Genomic DNA, 19296 nt, shown 5'->3' on the forward strand with positions numbered 1-19296 from the left:
TGTCAGTGGTGAGGGCAGCAGGTGTCGGCCTGCTGGGGTTCGGTGCGCTTGCGGGCAAGGGCCTCTTCGTCACACTTGGGGCAGAACTCGTGTTCACCTGACAGGTAGCCGTGTACCGGGCAGATCGAGAACGTCGGGGTGATGGTGATGTAAGGCAGCCTGAAGCGCGTCAGGGCACGTTTGACCAACTCCTTGCAGGCGTTCGCCGAAGACACGCGCTCGCCCAGGTACAGGTGCAAAACAGTACCACCCGTGTACTTGGCCTGCAAGGCCTCCTGGCGCTCCAGCGCTTCGAACGGGTCGTCGCAGAAGCCCACGGGCAGTTGCGAGGAGTTCGTGTAGTAAGGCATGTCGCTGGGGCCGGCTTGCAGGATGTCGGCGAAGCGCTTGAGGTCTTCCTTGGCGAAGCGGTAGGTGGTGCCTTCTGCCGGTGTGGCTTCGAGGTTGTAGAGGTGGCCGGTTTCTTCCTGGATGTCCGTGATGCGGGCGCGGATGTGGTCCAGGAAGCGCAGCGCAAAGGCCTCGCCCCACGGTGTGGTGATGTTTTCCTGGTCGCCCGTGAAGTTGCGGATCATCTCGTTGATGCCGTTCACGCCAAGCGTGGAGAAGTGGTTGCGCAAGGTGCCCAGGTAGCGCTTGGTGTAGGGGAAGAGCCCGTTGTCCATGTGCTGCTGGATCACCTTGCGCTTGATCTCCAGGCTGTTCTTGCCCAGCTCGATCAGCTCGTCGGTGCGCGCCAGCAAGGCGGCTTCATCGTCCTTGTACAGGTAGCCCAGGCGTGCGCAGTTGATGGTCACCACACCCAGCGAGCCGGTCTGCTCGGCCGATCCGAACAGGCCGTTGCCGCGCTTGAGCAACTCACGCAGGTCCAGCTGCAGGCGGCAGCACATCGAGCGGATCATGTTGGGCTGCAGATCCGAGTTCAGGAAGTTCTGGAAGTAGGGCAAGCCGTACTTGGCCGTCATCTCGAACAGGCGCTCGGTGTTGGGGTGATCCCAGAGGAAGTCCTTGGTGATGTTGTAGGTGGGGATGGGGAAGGTGAAGGCGCGGCCCTTGGCGTCGCCGCGCATCATCACGTCGATGTAGGCCTGGTTGATCAGGTCCATCTCCACTTGCAGGTCGCCATAGGCAAAGGGCATTTCAACGCCTGCGATGACGGGTACCTGCTCCTTGAGGTCGTCGGGGCAGGTCCAGTCAAACGTCAGGTTGGTGAAGGGGGTTTGTGTGCCCCAGCGTGAAGGCACGTTGAGGTTGTAGACCAGCTCCTGGATGCACTGGCGGACTTGCTCGTAGCTCAGGCTGTCCTTGCGCACATAGGGCGCGAGGTAGGTGTCGAAGGAGCTGAAGGCCTGGGCACCGGCCCATTCGTTTTGCAGCGTGCCCAGGAAGTTGACGATCTGGCCCACGGCGCTGGACAGGTGCTTGGGTGGGCCGGCTTCCACTTTGCCGGGCACACCGTTGAGGCCTTCGTGCAGCAAGGTGCGCAGCGACCAGCCGGCGCAGTAGCCCGAGAGCATGTCCAGATCGTGGATGTGGATGTCGGCCTCGCGGTGGGCATGGCCGATCTCCGCGGGGTAGACGTGGGCCAGCCAGTAGTTGGCGATGACCTTGCCCGAGACGTTGAGGATCAGGCCGCCCAGCGAGTAGCCCTGATTGGCATTGGCGTTGACACGCCAGTCTTGCTGCGAGAGGTATTCGTTGACCGAGCGCTCGACGTCCACGGCGCAGGCCTTGTCGCGGCGCAAGGTGCTGCGCTGCTCGCGGTAGACGATGTAGGCACGGGCCGTGTTGAAGTGGCCTGCTTCGATCAGCGTGCGTTCGACCTGATCCTGGATCTGCTCGACGGTGGGCACGCGCCGCTGCAAGGTGAGGCTGACCATGCGGGCCAGGTCGGCAGCGCGCAGGGCGTCGAATTCACCGGTGGCCTGGCCTGCGCTTTCGATGGCGTGGGCGATCTTGTCCAGATGGAAGCTGGCGGTGGCGCCATTGCGCTTGATCACGGCGACCGCGCAGGCCTCCGTCGAGGCGAGGGGGGTGTCTGGCATGCGGGGCTCCTGCTAGATGTAGTGTTTGGTTGGTCTTCAAAACGCTACGGGTAGTGTTCCGATCTGGAGAGGCCTTACGGTTGACCCTGGTCAATCCGGAGGCAGGATTTCAAGGTTCTTAAACATTCATGTAGAATGAATGTTATTGAAATTGAAGCACCTCAAGGATTTCCATGTTGACCCAGACCCATCGCGAACTTGTCAAAGGCACGGCAGCCCTGCTCAAGGAGCAAGGCGTGGCATTGACGCGTCATTTCTATGCCCGCATGTTCGAGTACAACCCCGAACTCAAGGCTATCTTCAACCAGGGCCACCAGCGTGAAGGCAGCCAGCAGCAGGCCCTGGCCATGGCCGTGGCGGCTTATGCGCAGCACATCGACAACCCCGGCGTGCTGATGCCGGTGCTGGAATTGATCGCCAACAAGCACGTGAGCCTGGGCATCCGCGCGGAGCATTACGCCATCGTCGGGCGCCATCTGCTGGCATCCATCCGCGAGGTGCTGGGTGCACTGGCCACGGACGAGCTGATCGAGGCCTGGGGCGCTGCCTACGGCCAACTGGCTGATGTGCTGGTGGGCATCGAGAACAAGCTGTATGCACAGGCGGCACAGGTGCAAGGCGGCTGGAGCGGCTGGCGCAACTTCCGCGTCGAGCACAAGCAGGTTGAGAGCGAGGAGATCACGTCCTTCTACCTGGTGCCTGCCGATGGTGGCGAGGTGCCTGCCTACCAGCCTGGGCAATACGTGTCGGTGAAGCTGTTCGTGCCAGCGCTGGGCTACAGCCAGCCGCGCCAGTACAGCCTGTCTGCCGCGCCTGGCGGCCAGTCGCTGCGCATCTCGGTCAAGCGTGAAAGCGGGGACGAAGAAGCAGCGCGCCCGCAGGGCATGGTGTCCAACCTGCTGCACGCCAGTGTGAAGGAAGGTGATGTGATCGAGGTGTCGCCACCCATGGGCGACTTCGTGCTGCACCAGGACCGCGACAACCCCGTGGTGCTGATCAGCGCCGGCGTGGGCCTCACGCCCATGGTGTCGATGCTGGAGGCCTTGACCCGGAACGCGCCCAAGCGCGAGGTGCGCTTCATCCACGCTTGCCGACATGGCGGCGTGCACGCCTTCCGTGAGCATGTGGCCAACGTGGCGGCGGGCAACCCGCGTGTCAAGGCCAAGGTTCACTACGAGTTCCCGCGTGAGGAGGACCAGGCCCATCCGCATGAAGTTGGCCGCATCGAACTCTCGCGCCTGCAGGACTTGTTGCCCAGCGGCGAGGCGGACTTCTATGTGTGCGGCCCCAAGCCCTTCATGCAGGCACAGATGGCCGCCTTGAAGGCCATGCAGGTGCCGGCAGAACGCATCCATGCCGAGGTGTTCGGCACGGGCGGTGTCTGATGCTGGCGGGCAGGGCGCAAGGCCCTGCCTGTTGGCACCTCAGTGCGAGGTGCCTTCCGAGCGCGTGATCTTGTTGAACACGTTGTACTTGCCCACGGGTTTGCTCATGGGCAGGCGCTTGACTTCTTTCAGCGTGGTGGCGTCGTACACGATGAGGGCGCCGTTCATCTCCCACAGGCTGGCCAGCGCGTAGCGGCCATCGCGCGTGAACTCGATGTGCGCCAGGGTCTGGCCTTCAGGTGCCTTGACCTGGGCCACGGGCTCCAGCGTGGTCTTGTCGATCACGGTGAGGATGTGCTTGGCTGTTGGCGACATCATCGAGTCCGCCCACAGGTAGCGAGACTGCTCGTGGCTGCGCATGAAGAAGCCCGGGCCCGGCGTGGGGATCTGCTTGATGATCTGCCAGGTCTTCATGTCGATGACGCTGATGAGGCCTTGCTGCAGATTGGGCGTGGCCAGCACGGTCTGGCCTTTGTACTGGAAGCTGATGCCTGAGCCTAGATGCGGCATGCCAGGCAAGGGCAGGGTGGCCACGCGCTGGCGAGCATCCAGGTTGATGACCTGGGCGCTGGGCTCTTCGGCGGCGGGGCTGGATGAAGCCGCTGTGGCGCCCGATGCCGGCCCCGAGCTCGCACTGGCTGCGGAGGCGGGTTTGATGGCTGCAGCCGGGCGGCCCGCCCCGATCACATGCCTGTAGGGCGGATCAAAGAAGAAGTCGTCCAGCGGCTGGCTCAGGGGCGTGCGGCGTATGCCCAGGTAGCCGTTCTTGGCAATGGCCTCGCCCATGCGGAAGTCATGCACATAACCATCATGGATGGGCTCGGCCTTCGGGTTGTACGAGATCTCCCATAGCTCGGGCAGGTCCTTGAGCGCCACGATGAAACTCTGGCGCGGTGCGGCGTCATATACCGCAGACACGCGTGAGTGCTGCTTGCCGTCCAGGCTGGTGGCAGGGTAGATGCGCACGAGCTTGAGGTCGGCATCGAACAGCACGACGTTGCCGGGCAGGTAGTTGCCGGCCAGTACCCAGCGGCCATCACCCGACACGGCCACATTGCGCATGTTCAGGCCGGCGCGCACCTCGGCCATTACCTGCAGGGTGTAAAGGTCGTACTTGGTGATCCAGCCATCGCGCGAGCCGAAGTACACGAAGCGGCCATCCGGCGAGAACTTGGGGCCACCATGCAGGGCGTAGCGGCTGGCGAAGCGGTGGATGACTTCCAGCTTGTCGCCGTCCACGATGGAGACGTGGTGGTCACCGCCTTCCACCACCACGAAGAGGTTGAGCGGGTCGGCCTGCCAGACGGGTTTGGCCTGTGCGTTTGGTGCAGGCGAGGTTTCGGTGCGCGAGGCGCGGATGTCCTCGTCGCGCCAGGTGGGGGTAGGCTGAACCGGTGTGTAGACCCAGTTGGCCAGCTGCGTGATCTGCTCTTCGCTCAGGGTGCCGCCAAAGGCGGGCATCTGGGTGGCGGGGCGGCCCTGGCCGATCACCTTGATGGCTTCGGCCTTGCGCAGGCGCTCCAGGCTTTCTGGCAGCAGTGCGGGGCCCATGCCGCCGGTGCGCTGCTCGCCGTGGCAGGTGGCGCAGTGCTGCTTGAACAGTTGGGCCGCAGGAACAGGGGCGGTAATGGGGGCGGTCACGGCTGCAGGAGCGGGCTCGGCGGCGCGGCTCATGTCCCAGCCCATCAGGAGCATGGCGACGGCCAGCAGCACGCGCCAGATGACATCGGTGATCATGTGCAAACCGCTTTCAGGTTTCGGTGGCAATAGGGATGGAAACCTTGCGGCCTTTCGAGCTTTTCGGGCTGCTGAACGGTGTCACGGCCACGCGCGTGGCGGCCGTGTGGGTCTGCAGGCCGATCTCGTGGTCGTCCAGGTAGCAACCGGGGTCTTCCGCCCAGGGGTTGCCGGTGACCTGCTCGGCGCGCACGCGCGTGTTGCCTCCGCACAAGTCCAGGTGGACGCAGCTGGCGCAGCGGCCTTCGACTGGGCGGGGTTGGGTCTTGAGGCCGGCCATCAGGGGCTCGCTCGTGTCGGACCAGATTTGAGAGAAGGGGCGCTGGCGCACATTGCCCAGGCTGTGGTGCCACCACATGGTGTCGGGGTGCACATCGCCCAGGTTGTCGATGTTGGCGATGTGCAGGCCCGAGGCATTGCCGCCCCAGGCACGCAGGCGTTCGCGCAGGGCGGGGGCCCATTGAGGCATGTGCTGGCGCAGCCAGGCCAGCAGGTAAGGCGCATCGGCGTCGTTGTTGCCGGTGACGTATTCTTCGTCGCGGCCTTCGAGCGCGGCCTTCCAGGCGGTGGCGAACAGCAGGTCCAGTGCATCACGGGTGGCGCTGAAATGGGCGTCCTTGGCGCGGTGGATGTTGCCGCGGCCCGCGTAGTTCAGGTGAGAGAAGTAGAACTTGGCGATGCCCTCGTCGCGCATGAGTTGCAGCAGCGCGGGCAGGTCATGCGCGTTCATGGCCGTCATGGTGAAACGCAGGCCCAGCTTGACGTCGCGGGCCTTGAGCAGGCGCAGGGCGTTCAGCGAAGCATCGAAGGCGCCTTCCAGCCGGCGGAACTTGTCATGCGTTTCGCGCAGGCCATCCAGGCTGATGCCCACGTACTCGAAGCCCGCCTGGGCGATGCGCTCGGCCATGGGCTCGTCGATCAGCGTGCCATTGGTGGACAGCGCCACGTAGAAGCCCTTGTCGCGCGCGCGGGCTGCGATCTCGAACAGATCGGGGCGGAGCAAGGGCTCCCCGCCGGACAGGATCAGCACGGGCACGCGGTAGTTGCGCAGGTCGTCCATCACGTTGAACACCTCGTCGGTGCTCAGCTCGCCCGGGTAGTCGTGGTCGGCAGACAGGGCGTAGCAATGCTTGCAGGTGAGGTTGCAGCGGCGGGTCAGGTTCCAGATGACGACGGGCCCCGGTGGCGTATGGCCATGGCGGGCCAGCGGGTAGCTGCCTTGTCGCTCGGCCTGGACCACTTCGCGCAGGTATTGGGAGATGCGAAACATGAGGGGCTCCTGGTTGGGGCTCAGGCGGCTTGCAGGCGCAGGCCGGTCTTTTTCAGGATGGCCGTGCTGTAGAGGATGTCGAAGCCTTTGCAGGCATCGGCCAGCAGGCAATGGATGCGGCCCGCTTCGCGCTCGACTTCGGCGCGGCTGTGGCCATGCACCATGGCAAACAGGTTGTAGGGCCATTCGGGCAGGGCGCGTGGGCGGCGGTAGCAGTGCGACACCGTGGGCAGCGCGCCGATCTTGGCGCCCAGTTCGTCCACCAGGGCATCGTCCACATCCCACACGGTCATGCCGTTGGCGGTGTAGCCCAGCTTGTAGTGGTTGGGCACGGCGCCAATGCGGCGGATCAGGCCTTCGTCCAGCATGCCCGCCAGGCGCTCGCGCACCACGGCCTCGGGCACGCCCAGTTGGGCGGCTACCTGGGCATATGGGCGTGGCACCAGCGGCAGGCCGCCTTGCGTGGCCGTGATGAGGCGGCGGTCGAAATCAGTGAGTGACATGGGGCACCCCTTGGCTGGTCTGGCCGGCGCGTTCGCGCTTGGCCAAGGCGGCCTGGGCGCTCAAGCGCAGTTCCACGAAGAACTCGCGCTCCTTGGGAAAGGCAAACACGCGCAGGCCGGTCTGGGCTTCGATCTGTTGGCAGGTCTGCTTGACCTGATCAGGCGTTTCGCCGGCAATCACGAACCACATATTGAGCTGGTGCGTGCGGCGGTAGTTGTGGGCCACGGCGGGCAGGGCGTTGACCTGCTCGGCCACGCGCTCAAAGTCGGCTTCGGGCACAGCCATGGCCGCCAGCAGGAACTGGCCACCCGCACGTTCGATCTGGAACAGGGGCCCGAAGCGCGTGAGCAGGCCGGTGTCGAGCAGGCGCTGCAGGCGTTGCAGCACCTCGTCTTCCGTGAGGCCCAGGTCGGTGGCCACGTCTGCAAAAGGACGTTCGGTCAAAGGCAGGCCGCCATGCAGCCGGTCAATCAACTGGGCATCGACATGATCCAGCCAGGCGCTGGGCAGGCCATCGAGTCGAGTGGGGTCATGCAGCTTGTTCATGGGCGGCCTCTGTGGGAGCCGTGTCGGACAGGGCACGGAAATAGCGGCCGCCCGTCTGCTTGAAACGGGTGCCGCTGAACAGGGTCTGGCGTGGGTAGTCGCCCAACCCGGCTTGTTGGATGGCGGATTCGATGATCTCGCTGACGGCCTCGCGGCTCTGCCCGTGCACCATGAAGTAGAGGTTGTAGGACCAGTCACGATGGCGTTCGCGCCGGTAGCACAGGGTGATGCCGGGCTGTGAGGCCAGCCGGGCGCCGCAGGCGTCCACCAGCTCGTTGGGCACGTCGAGCACGGTCATGGCATTGGCGCTGATGCCCAGGTCATGATGGCGCACCACCACGCCGAAGCGGCGCAGCGTGCCTTGCGCCAGCCAGCGGGTCAGGGTCTGGCGGATGCGTTCGGTGGACCAACCCAGGGCCTCGGCCCAGGCATCGTAGGGGCGGGGCATGATGGGCAGGCCTTCCTCCACCAGGGCCGCCAGGCGTTCATCTGCCACGGCCACGGGGGTGCCGCGTTGGCGTTGTGCAGGGTGAGCCTCACCGGGGTGAGGGGACTGCTTGGTCTGGCGCAGGTCGAACCCCAGGTCGATGCGGTAAGGGCGCACCATGGGCAGGCGCAGGGCCTTGAGTCCGGTGGCGTCTTCCAGCTGGTTGACCTGGGCGTGCACCGTGTCGCGGTCGCGGCCTGTGATGACGAACCACAGGTTGTAGTCGTGTTCACGTTCGTAGTTGTGGTTGACGCCTTCGATGGCGTTGACCCGTTCGGCCACGCGGGCGAGTTGGGCCTCGGGCACCGACAGGGCGCACAACATGGCCGCACCACCCACCCCTGCGCCCCAGATGCCACCGATGCGGCTGACGCTGCCTTCCTTGAGCAGGCGGCGGTAGGTGGCCAACACGGTGGCTTCGTCGCTGCCGCAGCGCAGGGCCACACCGGCAAACGGCGTGTCGGACAGCGGGAAATCGCGCTGCCAGTCATTGAGCAGCAACTGATCCAGAGCGGGACGGTCGGACAGGTTCATGTCAAAACCCCATGCGTGCTGCGCGGCTGGTGAAGAAGATGCCGCTGGGTGAGGGCAGGCTCAAGGTGCTGAGCGTCTGCAAGGTCTGTGTGTCGATGATGGAAACCAGGTTGGCGTCGCGCGAGGAGATCCACACGGCCTCGCCGCGCGGTGTGAACTCCATGTGGAGCACGGCCTTGCCGGGCTCCAGCGTCTGCACGATCTGGCGCGATTGCGTGTCGATGACCTGGACGCGGTGGTAGTCGGGCACAGCGAAATTGACCCAGACCTGGCGGCCATCGGGGCGCGCCATCACGAACACGGGCTGGCCCGCCACGGGGATGCGGCCCACTTCCTGCCAGGTGTCGGTGTCCACGATCAGGACCTCGTGGTGCCCGATGGCGGGCAGCCAGGCTTGCCGGCCAGCCACGGCCCAGCCGCGCAGGTGGGGCATCTTGTAGACGGGCAGGGGTTGCTGGCCGCGGCCATAGCCTTGCAGGATGCGGCGGGCCTGAGGTTGGGGTGCCCACAGGTCGATGAGGGTCAGGCCGTCTTCGCCAAACAGGCCGGCGATGTAGTAGCGGCCGTCCGGTGTGACCAGGGCGTCATAGGGCTGGTGGCCGATCTGCGTGAACTTCTGCAGGGCCGGTTTTTGCGGCGTGCTGAGGTCGGCGATCCAGATCTGGTCGGCATCGAACAGCGAGAAGATGAAGCGGTGGCCGGGCAGGTCCGCCAGGCCCACCACGCGGGACAGCTTGCCGGGCGCGTACTCGGCGGGGATGTCGGCCACCAGGGCGAGGGTCTGGGCATCGAACACCTTGACGCCGCCGGGCTCGTAGTTCTGCGCGGCCACGAGGCGGCCGTCTTGCGAGATCGCCCCGCCGATGCTGTTGCCGGCCTGCTGGGTGCGGGCTTCGATCTGGCGGGTGAGGATGTTGAGCTTGGTGAGCGCACCATCGCGGCCGAACACATAAGCGTGGGCGCCATCGCGCGAGAACACCACGGAGGCGTGAGACAGATCGCCCAGGCCCGCGATGTCACCCAGCACTGTTTGCGTGCTGGTGTTGACCACGGCCACGGTGCCATTGGCGCGCTCGATCACGACGCCCAGGTCACCTGTACCGACGGGAGTTGGCGCACTGGCGCAGGCCGCGAGGATGAGCGTCAGGCTCAGCGAGAGGATCAAGCGCAGGGTGGTGGTCAAGGCTGTTTCACCTCAGGAAAACCGCGCAGGAGTTGCTGGGCAATCCAGCGCGCGTCTTGTTCATCGAGCATGCCCTGCCAGCCGGGCATCGGGGTGCCGCTGCGGCCTTGCAGGATGGTTGAAACCAGCGCAGCCACAGGGCGATCAGCCAGTGCCTCGGGCGTCAGGGCAGGGCCGAGGCCGCCTTTGAGGCGCATGCCGTGGCAGGAGCCGCAGTCCTGTCTGACGATGTGGATGAGGGTCTGTTGCCTGGCTGGCGATGGTTCGGTATCGCTTGCCTGAGACCACGCCCCACCGGCCAGCAGGCACAGCGCCCCCACGGTGGCTTGTCGGCATGCGGCCACCCATCCCGGGCTGAGTGGCTGGAGGATGTCTGGCCGCATGTTGTTTGCCGCTGAAGGTCCGCTTACTGCGTCTTCAGGATCAGTTCCACGGCCCCCTTGAGGTCGGCGTCGCTGATCTTCTCTGCGGGGTTGGGCGGCATGGGGATGGGGCCCCACACACCCGAACCACCCTTGCGGACCTTCTCGGCCAGCCTGGTGGGCGCTTCCTTGTCGCCCTTGTACTTGGCGGCGATGTCCTTGAAGGCCGGGCCGACCACTTTCTTGTCCTTGGCATGGCAGGCCATGCAGCCCGCCTTGGTCATGGCTTCATCGACGGTGGCCATGCTGCTGCCTGCAGCCAGCGCCAGGGCGCTCAGGATCAGGATACGTTTGATCATGATGTGCTTCCTCGTGTGGGGGTCAATAGATGTCGTTTTGCGTGTTGAACACGTTGAAGTGACCGGTCGGTGTGATCAGGCGAGGGTCCTTGATGACCGCCTTGAGCTTGAGCGTCTTGTCATCGACCACCACGATGGCAGACTGCTTGTCCTTGGCCGACCACACAGAGAACCACACCTCGTCACCGGCCTTGTTGTACTCAGGCTGAACCACGCGCATGGCACCACCGTCCTTGATGCCGGTCCAATCGGCGATTGGCAGGACCGTGAAACCCTTGGCCAGGTTCTTGATGTCGTACACGGCCACGGTGTGCGAGATGGCAGGATCCGGGTTCAGCGGGTTGTCCACATACAGGTGCGTGGATTTCGGGTGGCTCTTGATGAACAGCGAACCGCCGCCCTGGCTCTTGATGGTCTCGACCACCTTCCAGGCCTGCGCCTTGTGGTGCACAGGGTCGGTGCCGATCAGCGAGATGCTGTCGTCACCCAGGTGGCCGGTCGACCACACGGGGCCGTACTTCGCGTGGATGAAGTTGGCGCCACGACCCGGGTGGGGGATCTTGCCGACGTCGATCAGCGCCGCCAGCTTGCCTTCCTTGAGGTCAACGGCCGCGATCTTGTTGGACTGGTTGGCCGCGACCATGAAGTAGCGGTGGGTGGAGTCCAGGCCGCCGTCATGCAGGAAGCGGGCGGTGCCGATCTCGGTGGTCTTGAGTGCATTGATGTCCGAGTAGTCCACCAGCAGGGTCTTGCCGGTTTCCTTCACGTTGACCACGAACTCGGGCTTGAAGTGGGAAGCCACGATCGAGGCCACGCGGGGCTCGGGGTGGTATTCCTGCTTGTCCACCGTCATGCCGCGGGTGGACACGATCTTGAGCGGCTCCAGCGTGTCGCCGCGCATGATGGTGTACTGAGGCGGCCAGTAGCTGCCGGCGATCGCCAGCTTGTCTTCATAACCCTTGTACTTGGAGGTGTCGACCGAGCGGGCTTCCAGGCCCACGCGGATCTCGGCCACGTTATCGGGCTTTTCCATCCACAGGTCGATCATGTTGATCTTGGCGTCGCGGCCGATCACGAACAGGTAGCGACCCGAAGCCGACAGGCGCGAGATGTGCACCGCATAGCCGGTCTTGATGATGTTGATGATCTGCTTGGTGTCGCCATCGATCAGGGCCACCTCGCCGCTGTCACGCAGCGTGGTCGAGAAGATGTTGCTGATGTTGTAGTTGTTCAGCTTCTTGGTGGGGCGCTTGTCTGGTGGGACGATGACCTTCCAGGTCGACTTCATCTGCTCCATGCCGAACTCGGGCGGTGTCGGAGGGTCTTGCTGGATGTAGCGGGCCATCAGGTCCACATCGGCTTCGCTCATTTCGCCCGAGGTCATCCAGTTGGGCATGCCGGCGGGCGAGCCGTAGGCGATGAAGACCTTGAGGTAGTCGGTGCCCTTGCTCAGGGTGATGTCCGGTGTCAGGGGTTTGCCAGTGGCGCCCTTGCGCAGCACGCCGTGGCAACCGGCGCAGCGTTCGAAGTAGATCTTGCGGGCCTTGTCGAACTCCGCCTGGGTCATGGGCGGGGCCTTGGGGTTGCTGCTCTGGTACATCGGCTCGGTGGCCAGTGGCGAAGTACCTGCCTGGTAGTTGATCTCAGGTTGCGAGGGCTTTTTGACCTCTTCAGCCTGGGCCCCGAATGCCAGTGCCACCATCATGGCGGCAGCCAGTCTGGCCATGCGCGGAGTGTTCATCTTGGTTTCTCCAGTATCGATGGGGCCGGCGGACAACCTGGCCCGGTGCTGTGCCGTTGGGGGTGCCAGCGGGTGGTACCTGCTCGGGGTGGCGACATACCCTCAGATAGAGCAAGGGCATGTTCGACCTGGGAAACAGGACTGTCCTTGAAGCAGTTCAAGAAATCAGGCCCCCTGGCCGGCCTGACGCAAAGGGGCGACGGCCGACTCGGCGGCGTTTGAGTTGGCGCAAATGCGCCCGGGCGGCCGGTTGCGAGCCGATCCGGGGCTGGAGTCCGGGCATGATGCTGGCCTGTGTGAATCAGCCTGAGTTGACGGTATGGATGAGATGAAGGGCGGGCGGCGCCAGCGCGGAGGTGGATGGCATGGCCTGCTGGTGGTGACGTATGCCCTGATTGCGCTGATTGGCCTGATGGACCTTGGCGTGGCCCAAGCCGAAACCCCGGTGCAGGACAAGCTGACGGGCGACGTTGACGGGCAATACAGCTACAACAAGTCCGAGTACACCAGCCGCCGGCTGACATTGGCCGCCGACCTGGCCTACCCCATGCCTCAGCGTGAACTGGACGGCGAGCTGCGCTTTGACCGCGAGTACATCAAGGAGGAGGGCGTGCCGCAGGCCATCAACCGGGACCGGTATGACGCCAGCGTGAAGTTCAAGCAGTTCTTCGACGATGAGCCGTATTACCTGTATGTGTCGCCACGCGTGCGTCACAACCGCTTTGGTTACTACCAGTCGGCGCAGGCCATGCGGGTGGGGGCGGGCCGCAAGTTTGGTGGCGATGGCAACTGGAACCTGAGCCTGGAGCTGGGCTCCGGTTACCGCGTGGCCCATTCCGAAGACGATGACAATATCAGCGAGGTGCTCTACACCACCAGTCTGAAGGCTTCCTGGGACATCACGGACCAGCTGTCGCTGAAGTTCAATGGCGTGCAAGAGCAAAGCCGCCGCGAGACCTTCCGCACCATGAGCCTGGCCTTGCGCAACAAGCTGACCAACCACATCGGCTTGAAGTACGAGGTGCTGTACCGCCGATCCTTTCCCTTCGACTCACAAGAGAAGGATGGCGAGTTGTCCGCCGATTTCGGCGTGAGCTACAGCTTCTGACCCTGATCCTGGCTTGGGGCTGGCCTCAGTGCGAGGTCTTGAGGGCGTAGTCCGCCGGTTTGCCCTTGAGCCCCTTGGCCACCAGGTAGCTGAAGTAGCGGCTGCCCGCGCGGACCTCCATGGCACGCCAGCCCGGAATCCGGTAGCGGATGGACGTGGCACGGTGCAGGCCCGCGACCACGCTCAGCACCGCTGCCCACACCGGGTGACGGGGGATGTGCAGCTGATCGGCCCACGCGGAGCCCAGCAGCCGGCGCGACACGGCCTCCAGCGCACCTTGTGGCAAGAAGAAGGGTGATTGCCAGGCCAGCCCCTGGTGCACGGCGGCCACCAGCGTCCGGCTGTTGTCGTCCGGCTTGATCAGATCGCGCTGGAAGTATTGATACAGCCGGGCCTCATCCTCCAGCGTGTCGGGCAGCAGGCTGAGGTCCACGCCCTGCAGGTGGTTGCCCCAGCGCCAGAGCAACTGGTAGCTGCGTGCTTCTTCGTCACTGACGCGCACGCCCAGGCTGCTCATGCTGTTGAGCAGGATGCTGCTGAAGCCCAGCGCGGTGAGGCTCAGTTGCAACTGGTTGATGGGTCCGCCCAATTCGGCATTCGGCCATTGGGTGCGGGTCAGCACATGGTGGCGCACCATGGCATGCAGCAACCTCACGCGGATGATGGCCTGGTGCCCCGGTGCGCCCACCTTCAGGCCACCAGGCTGCATCACCGCATGGACCATGGTTGATGTTTCGAACAGGCGGCGGACCACGTCCTGGCGCAGGCGGCCTGTGTGCAACAGCACTTTGGCCGAACCCGGCGGCGTGTAGGTGATCAGCAGGCTGCCCAGCACGAACGAGGCGATGGACAAGGGCGCACAGCGCAGAAACAGCTCCTGGCCCGCCTGCATGGCGTCCACATCGGCCCAGGACGGCACATGGTTGACGCTGTCCATGAACTGCCGGTAGACGCCGCCTTCCTGATCCGCCAACTGGCGCACCTGGCCCAGAAGGTCGCCATCCCGGCGCCCGTTTTTCATCAAGGCCTCGATCACGGCATCGGCCAGCGCGTCGCCACGTTGGGATAAGTGCTGGTAGGCCTCGGGTGTGGGAAGCGGCACGATGTCACCTTAGTTGTTCATTACGATGGGCCCAGCTTAGTGAGCGGCCCGGCGGCTTGTCTTGACCGGGTTGACAGGGCGTTTTGACACCGCGAAGCGATTTTGGGGAGATGACCATCACCGTGCTGACTGCCGCAGGCTTTTATCTGCGTTACCTGCTTGACGCGCTGGCTGGCCTGGGTGTGGATCTGTCGGCAGACCTGCGCGCGATGGGGCTGGACCAGGCCGCGCTGGCCGAGCCATCCAGCCGTGTGTCGCTGGACGTGATCGATCAGATCCTGAACAAGGCCGTGCAGGCCGATGCGGCACACCAAGCGCTACTGGCGAATCAGGCTTTGGGGGCACCTTCAGGGCAGGCGCCTGGGCTGCCACTCGGTTTGAGGCTGGGGGCCGCCGTGACGCCTGTGGCGCTGGATGTGCTGGCCTACGCGAGCATGAGCAGCAGCACCTTGGCCGAGGCCATCGCACTCCTGTGCCAGTTCGAGCCCTATCGGCTGGGCTTCGCCCGATGTGACATGCGGTACGAAGGTGAGGAGGCCCTGGTGGAGATGCAGGTCTCGGGCTCATGGGCGAGCCTGCCCTTGCAGATCGAAGCGGCGTTTGCCGGCTGGGTGGAGTTCGGGCGCTGGATCACGGGCAATGTGTCTCACCCCACGTGCATCGAGTTCGCGCACCAGGCCCAAGCGCCCGTGGCCGTGTATGAGGCCTTCTTCCATTGCCCGGTGTATTTCGAGCGCCCGTGCCATGCGGTGCATGTGTCTGCCCCGTTGTTGAGCAGGCCGCTGGCGGCGTCCAATCCTCATGTGAGCCACCTGATGCGCGAGGAGTTGCAACGTCGCGTGGCGCGCTACGCCAAAGGCGAACAGTTCATGGTGCGGCTGGTGCAGGCCATCGAGGCCTGCCTGGCCGATGGCACGCCTTCGCTGGACCAGGTGGCACAGGCCATGTCGCTGGCGCCGCGCCAGTTGCGCGCACAGGCCTCGGAGGCGGGCACCACCCTGGTCAACGAGGTGGACGCCGTGCGCCAGCGCCTGGCTCGCCAGTACCTGGCCGCCAGCATGCCGCTGGCCGAGATCAGCCAGCGGCTGGGGTACTCGGAGCAAAGCGCCTTCAGCCGGGCCTGCGTGCGCTGGTTCGGTGTCAGCCCGGGCAAGTGGCGCCCGGATCAGGCCGCCAGCACCACCACGTTCTGCCCGGCGGACACGGCGCCACCTTCGCGGCAACGCACCTGAAGCACCTGGCCGTTTGAGGGGGCCAGCACCGGGAACTCCATCTTCATGGATTCCACGATCGCCAAGGTCTGCCCTTCGGTGACTTGCTCGCCTTCCTGGACGAGCACCTTCCACACGCTGCCGGGCACGGGGCTGCCCACGGCACTGGCCCCCTCGGGCACGGCGTCGGCATCCGCGGCCGGTGCGTGATCGGGCTCGCTGAGGCTGCCGTCCTGGCCAGAGGCCCGCCAGCGTTCACGCTCGGCATCAAAGGCGGCCTGCTGGGTCTGCTTGAAGGCGTCGATGCTGTCAGCGTGTTGCGACAGGAAACCCAGATACTGCCGGAGGCTGAACTGGCCTTCCTCGACCTTGAGCTGGAGCCGGCCCGCGGGGAAGTCGCGCCGCATCTGGGCCAGTTCGGCTTCGCTGACAGGGTAGAAGCGGATCTGGTCAAAGAAGCGCAGCAGCCAGGGTTTGCCGGGCTCGAAGTCGGCCGCACCACTGGCCGCATCCCGCCAGCGGTTCCACATCTGCACCGTGCGGCCCACGAACTGGTAGCCCCCTGGGCCCTCCATGCCATAGACGCACATGTAGGCGCCACCAATGCCCACGGCGTTCTCGGGGGTCCAGGTGCGCGCGGGGTTGTACTTGGTGGTGACCAGGCGGTGGCGTGGGTCCAGCGGCGTGGCCACGGGGGCGCCCAGGTAGACGTCGCCAAGGCCCATCACGAGGTAGCTGGCGTCGAACACGATGCGCTTGACGTCTTCGATGCTGTCCAGCCCATTGATGCGGCGGATGAACTCGATGTTGCTGGGGCACCAGGGCGCGTCAGGCCGGACCGATTGCATGTACTTCTCGATGGCCAGACGCGTGGCGCTGTCGTCCCATGACAGGGGCAACCACACCGTGCGGGTCGGCACGACCAGGTCATCGGTGCCGGCCAGGCTGGCTTCGGCTTGATCGAGCGCGGCCACCAGCTCGGCACGGGGCAGGCGCGAGGGCTCGAAATGGATCTGCAGTGAGCGGATGCCGGGCGTCATGTCCACGATGCCTTCGAGCGCACCCTGGCCGCGCAGGGCCTGCAAGGCGCTCATCACGGCATGCACGCGAAAACGCAGCGTGAGGTCCAGTTGCAGCGGGCCGTATTCGACCAGGATGTAGCGGTCGCCAGCCTGGCGGATGACGCGGGCAGGGCGGGTCTGGGGTGCTTCGGGGTCTGCATCACGCGTATCGACGACAGGCGACAAGCTGGTGGTGACTTCGCTGGCCGGCACGCTTTGAGGCAGGTTGGGGAAGCCGGTCTGCGGTGCGGCTTGGGCTGCCTCCTGATGCGGCGTCGAGCGGGGGCCCAGCGTCTTGATCAGGGCGTCCTGTGCGGCTTGCATGGCCAGGGCCTGCTCCAGCGTCAGGGCGTGGAAGCGCACCGTGTCGCCGGCTTTGAGCTGGCCCAGCTTCCAGCGTTCTGCACCCACCACCACGGCCGGGCACACGAAGCCGCCCAGGCTGGGGCCATCGGGGCCAAGGATCACCGGCATGTCTCCCGTGAAATCGATGGCACCGATCGCGTAGGCGTTGTCGTGGATGTTGGAGGGATGCAGGCCGGCCTCGCCACCGTCCGTGCGCGCCCACTGGGGCTTGGGCCCGATCAGGCGCACACCGGTGCGGCTGCTGTTGTAGTGCACCTGGTAGTCGGTCGAGAAAAAGACGTCGATGTCTGCCGGGGTGAAGAAGTCCGGTGCGCCATGGGGGCCATACATCACGCCGATGTCCCAGTGGCGGGTCAGGGTGGGCACCAGATCCGCGGGCAGGGCGTGGCCCAGGTGGGGCGCCGGGGCAGATGCCTCGGCCCACGTCGGCGCGCCATCAGGCACAGCGCCGGCGTGCAGCATGTCGCCGGTGCGCAGCGCACGGCCTGCATGGCCGCCGAACTGGCCCAGCGTGAAGGTGCTGCGGCTGCCCAGGTAGAGCGGCACATCCAGCGCGCCTTGAACCGCCAGATAGGTGCGCCCACCACCTTCGGCCAGTGGTGCGGTGCCCAGCTTCAAGGTGCTGCCTGCCCGGATGGCCAGCGCACGGTTGAACGCCTGCTCATAAGGCAGGTGTTCGCCATTGAGGGTGACCGGCATGGGCGCACCGGCCAGTGCGATGACCATGTCGGCATGAAAGCGCAGGGTCGGGCCACCCACGGTGCATTCCAGGGCTGCGGCGCCCTCACCGTTGCCGATCAGCTTGTTGGCCAGGCGCAGGTGCAGTTCGTCCATGGGGCCACTGGGCGGCACGCCCACATCCCAGTAGCCGATGCGGCCCGGCCAGTCCTGCACGGTGGTCTGCACGCCGCCGTCGATGACCTCGATGGCACGCGGTTGCCATTGGAACTCGCCCAGCGTGCGGGTCACCACCTGCCCCTGGATGAACACAGGCGAGGCTGCCACGGCGCGCAGGTAGCGCAGATTGGTCTCAATGCCCGCCAGGCGCGTTGCGGCCAGCGCCTGCTGCAGCTTGCTCACCGCTTGTTCGCGTGTGTCCGCCGTGACGATGAGCTTGGCCAGCATGGGGTCGTAAAAGGCGGGTACATCGGTGCCTCGCTCAACCCAGCCGTCCACGCGTGCATCATCCGGGAAGACCACCTCGGTCAGCACGCCCGCGCTGGGCTGGAAGTTGCGAGCGGGGTCTTCGGCATACAGGCGCACCTGGATGGATGCACCTTTGGGCTGAGGTGCCTGCAGCGCCCATTGATCGCCGCGCGCCAGCTTCACCATCCATTCGACCAGGTCGATGCCGGTGACCTGCTCGGTCACGCCGTGTTCCACCTGCAGGCGGGTGTTGACTTCCAGGAAGTAGAAGGCACCGGTGTCGGCGTCCAGCACGTACTCGACGGTGCCAGCAGAACGGTAGGACACGGCCTGGCCCAGGCGCACGGCGGCCTCCAGCAAGGCCTCGCGTGTGGCGGCAGGCAGCCCGGGGGCGGGTGTTTCTTCGATCACTTTCTGGTTGCGTCGCTGGGCCGAGCAATCACGCTCGCCCAATGCCGCCACCTGGCCGCGTCCATCGCCAAACAACTGCACCTCGATGTGGCGGGCGCGTTCAACGAACTTTTCCAGGAAAAGGCCCGCGTCCTTGAAGTTGGCGCGAGCCAGTCGTGCCACGGCTTCATAGGCCGCATCCAGCTCGGCTTCATTGCGCACCAGGCGCATGCCGATGCCGCCGCCACCTGCCGTGCTTTTGAGCATCACGGGGTAACCAATGCGGCTGGCTTGTGCACGGGCATCGGCCGCGTCCTGCAGCAGATCGCTGCCAGGCAGCAGCGGCACCTGATGCTGCTGGGCGAGTTCGCGCGCAGTGTGCTTGAGGCCGAAGGCCTTCATCTGCGCTGGCGTGGGCCCGATGAAGGCGATGCCCGCTTCTTCGCAGGCCTGTGCGAAGCCGGGGTTTTCCGACAGGAAGCCGTAGCCGGGGTGGATGGCGCCAGCGCCTGTGGCCTTGGCGGCGGCGAGGATGCGGTCGACGTCCAGGTAGCTTTGGGCCGCCGGTGCCGGGCCAATGCACACGCTGGCATCGGCCATGGACACGTGGCGCGCGTCGGCATCGGACTCCGAATAGACGGCGACCGAGCGCAGGCCCATCTTGCGCAGGGTCCGGATCACACGGCAGGCGATGGCACCGCGGTTGGCGATCAGGACGGTATCGAACCTGGGTTGGCGTTGGGTGGTGTCAGTCATGCG

At 65.3% G+C, this 19296-nt stretch carries 15 protein-coding genes; 3 read left to right on the plus strand and 12 right to left on the minus strand.

The window, feature by feature from the left end:
- Positions 1 to 2 precede the first annotated feature (2 nt).
- Entirely contained in the window at positions 3 to 2045 is a 2043-nt protein-coding gene (locus JY96_RS19585) for a ribonucleoside triphosphate reductase (RefSeq protein WP_052162767.1), read from the minus strand.
- A 173-nt stretch (positions 2046 to 2218) separates the two neighbouring features.
- On the opposite strand from JY96_RS19585, the gene hmpA reads away from it, so the two are divergent.
- On the plus strand, positions 2219 to 3430 hold the full coding sequence (gene hmpA, locus JY96_RS19590) for an NO-inducible flavohemoprotein (protein WP_035039976.1): 1212 nt from the start codon (positions 2219 to 2221) through the stop codon (positions 3428 to 3430).
- 39 nt (positions 3431 to 3469) lie between these two features.
- Here the strand turns inward: hmpA and JY96_RS19595 are convergent, their stop codons facing one another.
- The 9 genes from JY96_RS19595 to JY96_RS19635 are packed head-to-tail and all read right to left on the minus strand — an operon-like array spanning position 3470 to position 12153.
- A complete protein-coding gene (locus JY96_RS19595; protein ID WP_035039979.1) occupies positions 3470 to 5167 on the minus strand; it encodes a nitrite reductase in 1698 nt (565 codons plus the stop codon).
- Positions 5168 to 5180: 13 nt separating this feature from the next.
- Positions 5181 to 6437, minus strand: a complete 1257-nt coding sequence (gene nirJ, locus JY96_RS19600) for a heme d1 biosynthesis radical SAM protein NirJ (protein ID WP_035039982.1) — start codon at positions 6435 to 6437, stop codon at positions 5181 to 5183.
- Between the two features lie 20 nt (positions 6438 to 6457).
- Entirely contained in the window at positions 6458 to 6940 is a 483-nt protein-coding gene (locus JY96_RS19605) for an Lrp/AsnC family transcriptional regulator (protein WP_035039984.1), read from the minus strand.
- Entirely contained in the window at positions 6927 to 7487 is a 561-nt protein-coding gene (locus JY96_RS19610) for an Lrp/AsnC family transcriptional regulator (protein ID WP_161784368.1), read from the minus strand. Before JY96_RS19610 ends, JY96_RS19605 begins: the two co-directional genes overlap by 14 nt.
- On the minus strand, positions 7471 to 8508 hold the full coding sequence (locus JY96_RS19615; RefSeq protein ID WP_052162768.1) for an Lrp/AsnC family transcriptional regulator: 1038 nt from the start codon (positions 8506 to 8508) through the stop codon (positions 7471 to 7473). Before JY96_RS19615 ends, JY96_RS19610 begins: the two co-directional genes overlap by 17 nt.
- A gap of 1 nt (position 8509) precedes the next feature.
- Positions 8510 to 9691 carry a cytochrome D1 domain-containing protein gene (locus JY96_RS19620; protein WP_035039987.1) on the minus strand — a complete coding sequence of 394 codons (1182 nt, stop codon included), beginning with the start codon at positions 9689 to 9691 and terminating at the stop codon, positions 8510 to 8512.
- Positions 9688 to 10074 carry a cytochrome c gene (locus tag JY96_RS19625; RefSeq protein ID WP_081961459.1) on the minus strand — a complete coding sequence of 129 codons (387 nt, stop codon included), beginning with the start codon at positions 10072 to 10074 and terminating at the stop codon, positions 9688 to 9690. Before JY96_RS19625 ends, JY96_RS19620 begins: the two co-directional genes overlap by 4 nt.
- 23 nt (positions 10075 to 10097) lie before the next feature.
- Positions 10098 to 10409, minus strand: a complete 312-nt coding sequence (locus JY96_RS19630) for a c-type cytochrome (RefSeq protein WP_035043761.1) — start codon at positions 10407 to 10409, stop codon at positions 10098 to 10100.
- A gap of 25 nt (positions 10410 to 10434) precedes the next feature.
- Complete coding sequence (locus JY96_RS19635) at positions 10435 to 12153, minus strand: nitrite reductase (protein WP_035039989.1); 1719 nt, start codon at positions 12151 to 12153, stop codon at positions 10435 to 10437.
- A 319-nt stretch (positions 12154 to 12472) separates the two neighbouring features.
- Here JY96_RS19635 and JY96_RS19640 point away from each other — a divergent pair, with 319 nt between their 5' ends.
- Positions 12473 to 13261, plus strand: a complete 789-nt coding sequence (locus JY96_RS19640; protein ID WP_035039991.1) for a DUF481 domain-containing protein — start codon at positions 12473 to 12475, stop codon at positions 13259 to 13261.
- A gap of 25 nt (positions 13262 to 13286) precedes the next feature.
- Here the strand turns inward: JY96_RS19640 and JY96_RS19645 are convergent, their stop codons facing one another.
- Positions 13287 to 14363 carry an oxygenase MpaB family protein gene (locus tag JY96_RS19645; RefSeq protein ID WP_035039993.1) on the minus strand — a complete coding sequence of 359 codons (1077 nt, stop codon included), beginning with the start codon at positions 14361 to 14363 and terminating at the stop codon, positions 13287 to 13289.
- 110 nt (positions 14364 to 14473) lie between these two features.
- Here JY96_RS19645 and JY96_RS19650 point away from each other — a divergent pair, with 110 nt between their 5' ends.
- Complete coding sequence (locus tag JY96_RS19650) at positions 14474 to 15595, plus strand: AraC family transcriptional regulator (RefSeq protein ID WP_035039995.1); 1122 nt, start codon at positions 14474 to 14476, stop codon at positions 15593 to 15595.
- Here the strand turns inward: JY96_RS19650 and uca are convergent.
- Positions 15529 to 19293 (minus strand): urea carboxylase, encoded by a 3765-nt coding sequence (uca, locus tag JY96_RS19655; protein WP_052162769.1) that lies wholly within the window; start codon positions 19291 to 19293, stop codon positions 15529 to 15531. The genes JY96_RS19650 and uca overlap by 67 nt on opposite strands.
- Positions 19294 to 19296 lie beyond the last annotated feature (3 nt).

Source organism: Aquabacterium sp. NJ1 (assembly GCF_000768065.1).
Classification (GTDB): Bacteria; Pseudomonadota; Gammaproteobacteria; order Burkholderiales; family Burkholderiaceae_C; genus Aquabacterium.

Coding starts and splice junctions, on each gene's coding strand:
- JY96_RS19585 (WP_052162767.1), bottom strand. CDS start 2,045: ATGCCAGACACCCCCCTCGCCTCGACGGAGGCCTGCGCGGTCGCCGTG.
- hmpA (WP_035039976.1), top strand. CDS start 2,219: ATGTTGACCCAGACCCATCGCGAACTTGTCAAAGGCACGGCAGCCCTG.
- JY96_RS19595 (WP_035039979.1), bottom strand. CDS start 5,167: ATGATCACCGATGTCATCTGGCGCGTGCTGCTGGCCGTCGCCATGCTC.
- nirJ (WP_035039982.1), bottom strand. CDS start 6,437: ATGTTTCGCATCTCCCAATACCTGCGCGAAGTGGTCCAGGCCGAGCGA.
- JY96_RS19605 (WP_035039984.1), bottom strand. CDS start 6,940: ATGTCACTCACTGATTTCGACCGCCGCCTCATCACGGCCACGCAAGGC.
- JY96_RS19610 (WP_161784368.1), bottom strand. CDS start 7,487: ATGAACAAGCTGCATGACCCCACTCGACTCGATGGCCTGCCCAGCGCC.
- JY96_RS19615 (WP_052162768.1), bottom strand. CDS start 8,508: ATGAACCTGTCCGACCGTCCCGCTCTGGATCAGTTGCTGCTCAATGAC.
- JY96_RS19625 (WP_081961459.1), bottom strand. CDS start 10,074: ATGCGGCCAGACATCCTCCAGCCACTCAGCCCGGGATGGGTGGCCGCA.
- JY96_RS19635 (WP_035039989.1), bottom strand. CDS start 12,153: ATGAACACTCCGCGCATGGCCAGACTGGCTGCCGCCATGATGGTGGCA.
- JY96_RS19640 (WP_035039991.1), top strand. CDS start 12,473: ATGGATGAGATGAAGGGCGGGCGGCGCCAGCGCGGAGGTGGATGGCAT.
- JY96_RS19650 (WP_035039995.1), top strand. CDS start 14,474: ATGACCATCACCGTGCTGACTGCCGCAGGCTTTTATCTGCGTTACCTG.
- uca (WP_052162769.1), bottom strand. CDS start 19,293: ATGACTGACACCACCCAACGCCAACCCAGGTTCGATACCGTCCTGATC.